Annotated in this window: 10 protein-coding genes; all 10 read left to right on the top strand. The window is 57.7% G+C overall.

Annotated elements, in window-relative coordinates:
* The first annotated feature begins 394 nt into the window (after nt 1-394).
* Nucleotides 395-1930: a porin gene (locus tag AC0L2J_RS29340; protein ID WP_473395326.1), complete on the top strand. Its 1536-nt coding sequence runs from the start codon at nt 395-397 to the stop codon at nt 1928-1930.
* Between the two features lie 383 nt (nt 1931-2313).
* A complete protein-coding gene (locus AC0L2J_RS29335; protein WP_018453239.1) occupies nt 2314-3063 on the top strand; it encodes an electron transfer flavoprotein subunit beta/FixA family protein in 750 nt (249 codons plus the stop codon).
* Nucleotides 3063-4004: an electron transfer flavoprotein subunit alpha/FixB family protein gene (locus AC0L2J_RS29330; protein ID WP_473395325.1), complete on the top strand. Its 942-nt coding sequence runs from the start codon at nt 3063-3065 to the stop codon at nt 4002-4004. Before AC0L2J_RS29335 ends, AC0L2J_RS29330 begins: the two co-directional genes overlap by 1 nt.
* 632 nt (nt 4005-4636) lie before the next feature.
* A complete protein-coding gene (gene ehuB / locus AC0L2J_RS29325; protein ID WP_473395324.1) occupies nt 4637-5533 on the top strand; it encodes an ectoine/hydroxyectoine ABC transporter substrate-binding protein EhuB in 897 nt (298 codons plus the stop codon).
* 4 nt (nt 5534-5537) lie between these two features.
* Nucleotides 5538-6194 carry an ectoine/hydroxyectoine ABC transporter permease subunit EhuC gene (gene ehuC / locus AC0L2J_RS29320; protein ID WP_473395323.1) on the top strand — a complete coding sequence of 219 codons (657 nt, stop codon included), beginning with the start codon at nt 5538-5540 and terminating at the stop codon, nt 6192-6194.
* Complete coding sequence (gene ehuD, locus AC0L2J_RS29315) at nt 6191-6922, top strand: ectoine/hydroxyectoine ABC transporter permease subunit EhuD (protein WP_473395322.1); 732 nt, start codon at nt 6191-6193, stop codon at nt 6920-6922. Before ehuC ends, ehuD begins: the two co-directional genes overlap by 4 nt.
* Before the next feature lie 53 nt (nt 6923-6975).
* On the top strand, nt 6976-7794 hold the full coding sequence (ehuA, locus tag AC0L2J_RS29310; RefSeq protein ID WP_473395321.1) for an ectoine/hydroxyectoine ABC transporter ATP-binding protein EhuA: 819 nt from the start codon (nt 6976-6978) through the stop codon (nt 7792-7794).
* 1237 nt (nt 7795-9031) lie between these two features.
* Nucleotides 9032-9991 (top strand): 3-hydroxyacyl-CoA dehydrogenase NAD-binding domain-containing protein, encoded by a 960-nt coding sequence (locus AC0L2J_RS29305; RefSeq protein ID WP_473395320.1) that lies wholly within the window; start codon nt 9032-9034, stop codon nt 9989-9991.
* Nucleotides 9992-10456: 465 nt separating this feature from the next.
* Nucleotides 10457-11443 carry a hydroxyectoine utilization dehydratase EutB gene (eutB, locus tag AC0L2J_RS29300; RefSeq protein WP_473395319.1) on the top strand — a complete coding sequence of 329 codons (987 nt, stop codon included), beginning with the start codon at nt 10457-10459 and terminating at the stop codon, nt 11441-11443.
* Nucleotides 11443-12158, top strand: a 716-nt coding sequence (locus AC0L2J_RS29295) for a cyclodeaminase (protein WP_473395318.1), incomplete at its 3' end; no start/stop codon positions are given. The genes eutB and AC0L2J_RS29295, both read left to right, overlap by 1 nt.

The following is a 12158-nucleotide window of genomic DNA, read 5'->3' as shown; positions in this document are numbered from 1 at the left end:
AAGGCCCGGCGCGCATAGACGCCATGTAGAAATAAATTGACTAATATAATTATTCCCAGATAGTGTCTTGGCCAGATCGTTGAAGAGGCTCTTCGGCGATCACGTCAAAATCTCCAATGAGAACCTCTGGGATGCCCCCAAGGGGTTCTTTTTTGCTCGTACCCGACATCCTTGGCGCTCGTTGGAAAGTGTTGCTTGAATGCAACGATGTACGGCAGAAAAGTGATATCGTTCATTAATTAATTGCGGCAAGTGATTTTGCCAATTAGTCATTGAGCGGACGGAGGGGGGGCACCTCGACGTCGTCCGTCAAGCACCCGCCCACAGTAGGTGAGGCTAGTAGCGGCGGATCTTTGAAGGACGGAAACGACGTTTCCAACTTGGAGGTTCAGCAATGAAGTTGATGAAGAGTCTTATCTTTGGTTCAGCCGCAATGTTCGTGGGCGCTGGCGCGCAGGCTGCCGATCTTCCCGTGAAGGCCAAGGCGATCGAGTATGTGAAAATCTGCTCTCTATATGGTGCTGGATTTTTCTACATCCCCGGAAGCGATACCTGTATCAAGCTAGGTGGTTATGTGCGCGCGACCGCGGGGCTGGGTACGAATGGCCTTTGGGTTGCCCCGACCGGCGGTCTCGGTGGCGCGCACAATCGCCTGAGCAACTACTACACCGGTCAATCCCGTTTCGATCTCGGTGTCGATTCCCGTACGGCGACTGAGTATGGTGTTGTTCGCACGTACGCTGAGCTGGCCTTCACCTGGACTGCGGGTGGCTATAACGGTGCCGGTTCAACTGCCCTTAATGGCGCCACGGCCTATAGCGGGAGTAACCCCGCAGGAAGTGGTAGCGGAATGATCTCTGGCGGCAACCTGTCTATCTACTATGCGTTTATCCAGTTCGCTGGTTTCACCTTTGGTCGGGCGCAGTCGCAGTTCTCCTCCCCGTGGACCAACTATCCAGCGAACGGCTACGACGGTTTGCCTGGTGGTGGCGGGTGGGAGGCTGTCAACCAGGTTGCCTACACGGCGGATTTTGGGCAGGGCATCACGGCGAGCTTCTCGGCTGAGGACCAGGTTGTTCGCAACACGACCAATATTTGGAACGTGAGTGGTGCGACCGCCGCAGGTCTTGCGGCTGGCACGTACGGTGCTGGCGACATTGGCGGGTCGCGGACTCCGGACTTTGTGGCGCAGCTGCGAGTCGATCAGGCTTGGGGTCTTTTCCAGGCCTCGGTCGCCGCACATGACAATCACGCTGCGTACTATGGTGTTGATGAAACCACCGGTCATCCCGGCGATAAGTGGGGTTGGGCTGGGCAGCTGGCGCTGTCGATCAAAAACATCCCGACCGGTCCGGGTGACACGATCAACATCCAGGGCGTGTATACCAACGGCGCTACGGGGTACAACTTCCAGCCCTATGGGCCCTACACTTTCGGTCTGTACGGCGCTACGGGGGGGACGGGAGCTTACCAGAGCGTTGGCCTCGCTGGGCTCTCTGACTCTGTCTTCGTTACCGGCGCCGGTCAGCAGTTGACCACTAGCTATGGCTTCAATGGCGGTTATACCCACAACTGGAACGCAAGCTGGAGCAGTTCGCTCTGGGGCGGAATCGGTGCTGTCCGGTACAACAGCACTGCCAAGGGCTACATCTGCGGCGCCTTTGTGACGACGCTCGCGCTATCGAGCGGCCTCGGCGGTTGTAACCCTGACTTCAACTACTCAGTTGTGGGTGCCACCACGCGTTGGAATCCTGTCAAGAATCTGACGTTCACGGCCGAAGTTGCTTACGTCATGCTCGACCAGAAGTATGCGAGCGGAAGCACTGTCACGCTGCCGACCCAAGCAGGCATCGCCAAGCCCGCGGGCGCCTATGAGCTCAAGGATCAGAACAGCTTGGCGCTGCTGCTCCGCGCTCAACGCGCCTGGTGAGTTTTCCGACCAACTAGCGCAAGGAGAAAACCGAACGGCTTTACTGAGCTAAGTTAACCTCCAAGAAGGCCTCCGGCATGCCCGCCGGGGGCCTTTGATTTGACCACTGCTGCTGTGGAGCTGAAGAGCTGAAGGTACAGCTGCTGAATTACTGCGCGAGGTTTGCAAGCCAATTCTGTTCGTAGTACGCCTCATAACTGGCGAACTTAGCTGGACTTGCAGAGGGGCACTAGTTGAGCATCACTTCTAAGTTCGGCGCGCTAGCAGCTTGAATGCAGGGTACTTAACGATGGGCCTTTAAACTTTCTCGTAGTGTGCAACTCAGGAGGACACTCGACGAGTTTAAGGTGCGCCAAAGGCGGAGTCTTAAAGAGAGAGGATCGATGAAGGTCTTGGTGCCGGTAAAGCGGGTGGTCGATTACAACGTCAAGGTCCGCGTCAAGAGCGATGGATCGGGTGTTGAACTCGCCAACGTCAAAATGTCGATGAACCCGTTCGACGAAATTGCTGTCGAAGAAGCGCTGCGCCTGAAGGAAGCCGGCAAGGCGACCGAAGTCGTGGTGGTCTCCATCGGACCGGCGCAGGCGTCGGAAACGATCCGCACCGGTCTCGCCATGGGTGCCGATCGCGGCATCCTGGTGAAGGCCGAGGGTGCGGTCGAGCCGCTCGCCGTCGCCAAGATCCTGAAGAAGATTGCGGACGAAGAGCAGCCGGGCCTGATCATTCTCGGCAAGCAGGCGATCGACGACGACAGCAATCAGACCGGCCAGATGCTGGCCGCGCTGCTCGGCTGGTCGCAGGCGACCTTCGCCTCGAAGCTCGAGGTCGAAGGCAGCGACTTCAAGGTCACCCGCGAAGTCGACGGCGGCTTGCAGACCGTGAAGCTGAAGGGACCGGCGATCGTCACCACCGATCTCCGTCTCAACGAGCCGCGCTACGCCTCGCTGCCGAACATCATGAAGGCCAAAAAGAAGCCGATTGCGGACAAGACTGCCGCCGATTACGGCGTCGATCTCACCGCGCGCCTCGAGGTTCTCAAGACGACCGAGCCGGCGGGCCGCAAGGCGGGCGTCAAGGTCAAGGACGTCGCCGAGCTGGTGTCGAAACTCAAGAACGAAGCCGGGGTGCTCTGATGACGACGCTTCTGATTGCCGAACACGACAATGCGTCGCTCAAGGATGCGACCAACAAGGCCCTGACCGCAGCGGCCGCGCTCGGCGCGGACGTCGAGGTTCTGGTGGCCGGCGAGAACGCCAAGGCCGCGGCGGACGCCGCGGCAAAGCTCGCCGGTGTGAAGAAGGTGCTGCTCGCCGACGGCGCGCTTTACGCGCACGATCTGGCCGAGCCACTGGCCGCGCTGATCGTCTCGCTGGCGCCGTCCTATGACGCCATCGTCGCGCCCGCGACCTCGCGCTTCAAGAACGTGATGCCGCGCGTCGCGGCCCTGCTCGACGTCATGCAGGTCTCGGAGATCACCAAGGTGATCGCCCCCGACACCTATGAGCGCCCGATCTACGCCGGCAACGCCATCCAGACGGTGAAGTCGAAGGACGCCAAGAAGGTCATCACGGTGCGCACCTCCACCTTCGCCGCAGCGGGTGAAGGCGGCAGCGCGTCGGTCGAGAGCGTCGCGGCGGCGGCCGATCCGGGCCTGTCGTCCTTTGTCGGCGAGGAGGTCGCGAAGAGTGACCGTCCCGAGCTGACCTCGGCCAAGATCATCGTCTCCGGTGGCCGCGCCATGCAGAGCCGCGAGAACTTCGCAAAGTACATCGAGCCGCTCGCCGACAAGCTCGGCGCCGGCGTCGGCGCTTCGCGCGCCGCGGTGGATGCGGGCTATGCCCCGAACGACTGGCAGGTCGGCCAGACCGGCAAGGTCGTGGCCCCCGAGCTCTATGTCGCGGTCGGCATTTCCGGCGCGATCCAGCATCTGGCCGGCATGAAGGACTCCAAGGTGATCGTCGCGATCAACAAGGACGAGGACGCGCCGATCTTCCAGGTCGCCGATTACGGCCTGGTCGCCGACCTCTATCAGGCGGTTCCGGAGCTGACGGCCGAACTCGGCAAGTATAACTAGTTAAGAGCGCCGGCCGGATGTGTAAACTCCGGCCGGCACCATTGATTGAAGCAGTCGTGGACAAGAGCGTCTGCCCTGCTGAGCCCCCACGATATCAGAGATCGGCTTGCTCGAACGAGGTGCGGCACAGCGGTTGGCGAGACGATCGGAAGAAACATGGACTCCTCGTGCATGGAGCGCATTGAGTCCCTACCGGCTCCAGTGCCATCGTCTGCACGATCAGGAGCCGGACAAATGGTCCCGACTCAAAGCAACGTGGCAATCTGCAGGTGGAGGCGACAAAAATAAGACCGCTTGCAAGGAAAGTACCTCCGTAGGTGAGGTCGAATAACTGCAACTTCTGGTAAGGCGGCGCGGGACACATGCGCGTATGAGGCCAAATTTGCATAAAGTTGCTTTGTTGAGCGCCTTTTTTGCTGGTTTTGCTCGCTGAGCGCCCTCTACACTAGCAATTGGAAGGCGCAAGACCTTTGGGGAGGGCGGCCGGACCACGCGAAAAGCTCTGCGCTCTCTAACCAAACGTTCTTAGCGCTCCGCGAATTTATTGCCTCTGTAAGCAAGAAAAGCCGAGGGCTGCAGATTGAGGCTGACAAGTTGAGAAGATGTGGTGGTAGTTAGTCGCGGCGCCAAGGATGAGTGCGGGCGCGACTGCAACGATCGTGAAATCCGATCCCAAGGAGGAAAACATGGTTACGCTTCGCGGTGCAGTTATAGCCATTGCTTTCGGATCGCTGTTCGCTGCATCATCGGCGGCATTTGCGGATGACTCTCTTGAGCGTGCCCGTGCCAATGGCGTCTCATTCGGGTTTTCCAACGAGCCGCCGTACGTATTTATGGGCCCCGACGGCCAGGCTGCCGGTCTGAATGCAGAGCAGGTTGTAGCCATCTTCAAGAGGATGGGCATCAAAGAGGTTCGTCCGGTTCTTACCGAATGGGCTTCGCTTATCCCTGGCTTGAATGCTGGTCGCTTCGACCTTGCCACCCCGATGTTCATCCTTCCCGCTCGATGCGCTGCTGTCTCTTTCGGTGAGCCGATTTCCAAGCTCGAGGGTGCTATGCTCGTAAAGAAAGGCAACCCTAAGAGCTTGCACAGCTATGAAGACGCCGCAAAGAATCCAGACGTTCGCGTTGCGGTGATGGCGGGGGCGGCAGAGCAGAAATATATTCTGAAGGCGGGGGTGCCCGCGGATCGAACTGTCCCGCTGCAAGATCCCGGTGCCATGCTGGCCACCGTTATATCGGGGCGGGCGGACGCTGCGGCTCTCACGCCAGGAAGCGTTAAGTCAATGGCGGAAAAGGGAGGAGGAGCAGTCGAGGCTGCCACGCCGTTTACAACGTCAGAATGGGCCGTATCTTATTCCTCCGTTCCGTTCCGGAAGAGTGATGTCTCTCTCCGTGAAGCCTTCAATGCCGCTCTTAAGGAGTACTTAGGGTCCGACGAGGCGAAGGCTATCTATTCGAAATACGGGGTGACTCCCCAACCTCCCGGCGAGATGACAACATCGAAACAATGCTCCAAGGTCGACTGAACCAATGGCCGCGGCCGAATTCATTCCCCTCCTCCTCAAGGGCGCCGTAGTATCGCTTCTAATTGCAGGTGCAGCGTCGTTAGTAGCTGTTGTGATGGCCTTTATCGCCGGCTTCGCTAAGCTATCGCGCCTTCGGATGGCTAGATGGATAGCAGCTTGCTACGTGGAGTTTTTTCGCGGAACGTCGCTGCTCGTTCAGCTCTTCTGGCTGTTCTACGTTTTGCCTCACTTTGGTATTTTGCTCCCTCCTTACGCCGTTGCAATCGCAGCCTTGGGGCTTAACATGGGCGCCTATGGCAGTGAGGTTGTCAGAGGCGCGATTATTTCAGTGCCACGCGCGCAGATTGAAGCGACTATAGCGCTTAATATGACAAAGCGCTTAGCGATGCGACGAATCGTGCTGCCCCAAGCGCTACTTACAATGCTCCTGCCTTGGGGGAATTTGCTAATCATATTGTTCAAATCAACATCGATAGTATCACTAATCACGATCCACGATCTTGCCTTCAACGCCTACAATTTGAACATTCAGACATTTGCAACCGTCCCAATATACGTATCAACTCTCATAATATATTTCGTCGTTGTTCAGGCGATTGCATTTTCAGTGGCGGCTTTATACCGCGCCGTGAATCGTGGCGGTATGGGGAAGCTAGCATGAACGACTTTTTTGACTTCGGATTTGCTTGGTCGATATTGCCAACCCTTCTTCAGGGCGCGGTCGTAACAATCCAAGCAACGATCCTGGGATACTTATTGGCGCTTGTTATTGGGCTGCCTTTGTCGCTCGCTCGTCGAAGCTCGAGCGTTGTTCTTAAGTGCCTAAGCTGGTCTGTCATCGAATTCATTCGATCGACGCCGCTCTTGATTCAGATATACGTAGTCTTCTTCGTTGCTCCAGAGTTTGGCGTAACTTTATCGCCGATGGCTGCCGGGCTGCTCTCGTTAGGCCTCTACTACGGATGCTTCATAGCCGAGGTTTATCGGGCAGGTCTCGACGCTGTGCCGAGAGGGCAATGGGAGGCCGTGCGAGCATTGAACATGGGCGTGCGCAAAGCATATCAGCGCATCATTCTCCCTCAGGCAATTCCCCCGATGGTGCCTGCACTGGGAAACTTTCTCATAGATATGTTCAAGGCAACACCGATTTTGTCCGTCATCACGGTCCTTGAAATGATGAGCAGAGCGAAGATGATCGGATCGGAAACTTTCAGATACGTCGAGCCTATCACGATCGTCGGGGTGATATTCCTGGTTCTCACGCTGGTTTCATCAGCGATAATTCGTAGGGCGGAAAGGTACTTCAACGCTGCGGATGGCAGGCAGGCTGCGTCCAGTGGGGGGGCAGCTGGGATCGCTCCTGAAGTGCCTACTGTGCGAACTGTCTAGTCACATCGGAACGAGTGGTTCGAGTGGGCAGAATCTTGCCTTGGGACGGTAGAATGGAGAGAGAAGTGGCTGTCGACGGAGCAAATCGTGAAGCTCGCGCGGAGCAACCGATTGTTGAGTTCTGCGAGGTCGTTAAGAGATACGGGTCGCTTGTTGTTCTTGATAAGCTAAGTCTATCGGTACGAAAGGGTGAAAAGGTCGCGTTGATTGGGCCATCTGGTTCAGGAAAAACGACCTTGCTTCGCACACTAATGACTCTCGAATCGATCCAAGACGGATGCATCAAGGTCGAGGGCGAGCTTTTTACGCATCGGATGGAAAAGGGATCGCTTGTACCCGCAACCGAGTCGCATTTGCGCGCCATTCGCGGCAAGATCGGGATGGTATTTCAGCAATTTAATCTCTTCCCTCACATGACGGCGATTCAGAACGTAATGGAAGCACCAGCTCATGTTCTGGGACTAGGTGCCAGCGAAGCTCGTGAACGCGCGATGATACTACTGAAGCGAGTTGGGCTGGATGACAAGAAAGACCATTATCCTTCGCAGCTATCGGGCGGGCAGCAGCAACGTGTCGCAATCGCGAGAGCGCTGGCGATGCGACCGAAGGTGATGCTGTTCGACGAAGTTACATCCGCCCTGGACCCAGAGCTTGTCTATGAGGTTCTTCAAGTTATGCGGCAGCTCAGCGCCGAAGATGATTTGACCATGCTAATCGTCACTCACCAAATGGAGTTTGCGCAAGAAGTCGCTGATCGCGTATGCTTTTTCCACAATGGTAGAATACTCGAGGAAGGTCCCCCGTCGGCAATTTTCAGTTGTGCTCAGAATGAGAGGACAAAATCCTTTCTTAAGGCGATCCGGTCTACGTAATTCTGGCGCGGTCTCGCTGAAACATTGATGCCGCTCTTCACGGTGTCTCCGCCACAGAGTGCGGCATCTAGCGCCTCGTGAGTCGGGGAAAGTCTTTCGAACAGGGCGGAACAGCGAGCCGCGACCTCTGTTTGCCGGCAAGCAGGATCTTGCATTATCCATGCCAAGAGACGACAATCACCAAATTTGAGGCGATGAAGGCTTCGAGCTTGAGTTCGCGACTAGTAGACACCTTTTCTGGACAAGTTAGTTGCGTCGCGCCTCACATTCTTGATCACTGACGGCTGGGCCGAACGCAAGCGTCAAGCTGAGGCCGTTCATGCGTTGAAGTTCTAATAGCTCGAGAGCATCGATCTGAAGATCTGCAGGGTCTGCGCACTGCCTTCGTGGATTTGCCTTATCCACCCAGCCAACGACTGGCCGCGGCCCGCACGGATGTGACTGCGATTCGAAATTCCTAGTATCAGCGATACGTTCAGTTTACGGTTACGGCCGAATAGGTGGCGTTTGGCGCCCCGCTGGCCTGGCCTAACCGGCCGACACGGCGAGCGCGTGAATGCGCATCGGCGACATCAGTATGGCGTTGTGAGTCGAGCTGTCGAGTTGCTTTGCGCTGTCGCGTGTGACGAGGTCGCCGCGTTAGGGAGGGAGGCGGCTGCCGTCGGTGATCTCGTGCTGGACAATCGTGGCGAGGAAAGCAGGCTCTGGCCTTCTGGGATCACTCGGCAAAATGCGAGGAGCGCGAGTTGGCTGGCGGCCGGCTCGTCGAGCAATAGATTTAGAAGAAGCGCCGTCCAGCACATTTGCCAAGTTCATGCGGCGACCCGTCTTGCCGCACCGATGAGTCGCCCTCTTAGGAGCTCGTCGCGACTCTCCCATCCTGGCGCTCCATCTGCAAAATTGCTCGCGGACGTTACGCATTGAATTGCGTCTCTCTTTGCGAGCGTTCTCAAGTGTTTCACGCAAAGGCAGCTGGGCGCATGGTTGCGCCGCTGACCGGCTGAAATCCCCGAAAAAGATCAGCCCAATGCAGGATTTAACCGTCCAACTCTTTCTCATTGCATCAATCGAGATAAAGACACCGTTACACTCAATTCGGCGACCGCACCGAATCATCACGGGTGAGAGTCGATGGGAGAACCTCTTCCGCATGGCACTGAGCGAGACGCGCTAAGTATGTGTGGAAGGAAAGTTGCAAGAGGCCTCCGAGTGACGGCCTAAACTAGGGAGAGATTGTATGACTAGCTCATTGCCTGTGATCCGCACCGTGTCTCTTTTGGGCTCGGGACTGATCGGTGGCGGCTGGGCGGCCCTGTGTTTGGCTCATGGCCTCGACGTCGTTGTCTGGGACCCGGCAGAGGATGCAGCTGCGCGCCTTCACTCTCTGATTGAGCGAGCGTGGCCTTCCCTTGAGTTGCTCGGTCTAGCTCAAGGTGCGGACCCCTCTCGCGTTCGCTTTGTCGGGACCGCTGCGGAGGCTGTCTCCATGGGCGACTTCGTGCAGGAGAGCGGCCCAGAGCGGTTGGAACTTAAGCGCGCGCTCCTACGGGAGGTTATCCCTGCTCTTCGAGAGGGCGTGGTATTGGCGAGTTCCACGTCTGCCTTCACCGTTACGGAGCTATTGTCCGATGGACCGCCCTGCGAGAGGTTCGTTATCGGGCATCCCTTCAATCCGCCGTACTTGGTTCCTTTGGTGGAAGTGGCGGGTGCCGATTTTACTGCCCCTGCGGCCATCGACGCTACCGTCGCTTTCTACAAACGATTAGCGCGCGTCCCCGTGACGATGGTGCGGGAGGCGCCGGGCTTCATCGCTAACCACCTTCAAGCGGCGCTGTTCCGTGAAGCTCTTCATTTGGTTAACGAAGGTATTGCCACGCCAGAGCAGATTGACGCCTGTCTGGTGCATGGTCTGGCGCCGCGCTGGTCGGCGATTGGACCATTCACGGTCATGCATCTCGCATACGCGCGATCCGGCATCGCAGGATACTTTCCTAGCTTTGATCTGGGAAGCGAACGGCTTCTGGCCCATCTTCAACCGCCGGTTCGTAATGCGTCCTTAGAGGCGGCGATGTTGGAGGGCTGCGAGCGTCTTATGGCCGGGCGCGCCCGCTCGGCCGTCGAAGTTCAACGAGATCGAACCTTAGCCGCTGTTCTTCGTGCGCAGCGAGAAACCAGCATCGACCCGAGCGGGGCGTAGAATTGCGCGTCCGCCATTGATGCGCACTGCTAGAATGGTGTGCTGCGACGCAGGCCGAGGAATGTTGTCAGTCTGGGCGATGTTTGGGAGGCGCGCAAGCGGCGACAGGGTCTATGCCGCTTTGAGGCAGCCGGTGACCGCATAGTGCGGACGCTTCGCATCATCGTGCCAAGCAAACCGTACTATGCGCCGCCTGACCAGCACGCGTTCGAGTTACGAGTGCGGCCGGTTGCCTTTGAGAGCGCGATTGCTGCGTTTCGCTGTGAGAACGTCTATCATGGGGGCAAGCTAGCGTTGTTCTACGATGCGACAATGCCGGAAGCCGCCTCCAGAGCTTGGACTGATAACGTGGTTCGCGACGGCCAGCGCTCGGCCTCGCCTTCGTCGCGGGCGCCTCCGCGCCCTCTCTGATGGACCACGATGGGGTGCATCGCATGGAGTCGTTGTTTGACTTGAAAGGTGCCTATGATCAGTCTCAATACGATTCAGGAAGCCCGCCGACGAATCGCCGGGCACATCGTCCCGACGCCACTCGTGCAGTCACCGACGCTCTCGGAGTTTTGCAGCACTACGGTGAGCTTGAAACTTGAGCATCACCAATCGACCGGCAGCTTCAAGTTGCGAGGTGCTAGCAATGCTATCCTAAAGCTCACCGAACCGGAGCGATCCCGAGGAGTCGTTGCCGCCTCTACGGGAAATCATGGTCGAGCACTTGCTCATGCAGCCCAAGCGTTAGGTTCGTATGCGACCATCTGCATGTCGCGGCTAGTGCCGGGCAATAAGGTGTCTGAGATCCGGCGCCTCGGTGCCGACGTGCGAATCATTGGTGATTCACAGGACGAGGCGCAGCAAGAAGTTGAGCGCCTGGTGGCCAAAGACGGGCTGGTGATGGTGCCGCCCTTCGATCATCCGGACATCGTGGCAGGACAAGGGACGATCGGTCTCGACATAGTCGAAGCAATGCCCGATGTCGCCACCGTGCTTGTACCCCTCTCTGGCGGCGGCTTGGCGGCTGGGATCGCAGCAGCCGTCAAGGGCATGCAGCCTCATGCGAGGGTGATAGGAATTAGTATGGAACGCGGCGCGGCAATGAAGGCAAGCCTCGACGCAGGGCGTCCGGTACAGGTCAAAGAATTTTCAAGCCTTGCCGATTCCCTCGGTGGTGGCGTTGGCCACGACAACAAGCTGACGTTCGCTATGTGTCGAGCTCTGCTCGATGATGTCGTGTTGCTGAGCGAGAGCGAGATCGCGACTGGAATCCGCCATGCTTACGAAAAAGAACGCGAAATCCTCGAAGGCGCTGGCTCTGTCGGAATTGCAGCGCTGCTCGCTCGCAAAATAGATGCAATACGGGGCCCGGTCGCTCTCGTGCTCTCGGGTCGCAATATCGACATGGAACTCCACCGCCGTGTCGTAAACGGGCATAGCGATCCATTTCGGGAGCAGGTCTGATGCCAAGAATGAAGATTTTGACAGAACGCGATCTAAAGCAAATCGTGTCGCTCGACCTGCGAGCAGTTCATTGCATTGAGGAGGCCTTCCATTCGCTCGCGACCAAGCCAGTCGCGATGCCACCAATCCTTCGCTTGGATATTCCCGAACATCGTGGTGAGGTGGACGTCAAGACGGCCTATGTGCCCGGTCTCGACGGCTTTGCCATTAAGATCAGCCCCGGTTTTTTTGATAATCCGAAGATCGGACTACCGAGCACTAATGGCATGATGGTGCTGCTTTCTAGCAAAACCGGTTTGGTTCAAGCACTCTTACTGGACAATGGCTATTTGACCGACGTGCGCACGGCAGCCGCAGGTGCAGTGGCAGCCAAGTACTTGGCCCGCAGAGATGCAGCGGTAGCTGCGATCCTGGGAGCCGGAATGCAGGCGAAGTTGCAGCTGCAGGCTCTTTCGCTTGTGCGGCCGATCCACGAAGCGCGCATCTGGGCTCGTGATCACTCCAAGGCCACAACCGTGGCGCAAGACCTGTCCGTACAATTGGGATTTCCCGTAAGGGCATATGCGGAGCCGAGACGCGCCGTGATGGGCTCGCATGTGATTGTCACGACCACGCCGGCCGTACAGCCGCTGCTGCGCGCGGAATGGCTGGAACCGGGACAGCACGTGACCGCGATGGGATCGGATGCCGAACACAAGAATGAGATTGATCCCGC

This window comes from Bradyrhizobium sp. MV1.5 (assembly GCF_055807615.1).
The sequence above is the reverse complement of the archived record's forward strand: the minus strand, read 5'-3'. Positions and strand labels throughout refer to the sequence as shown.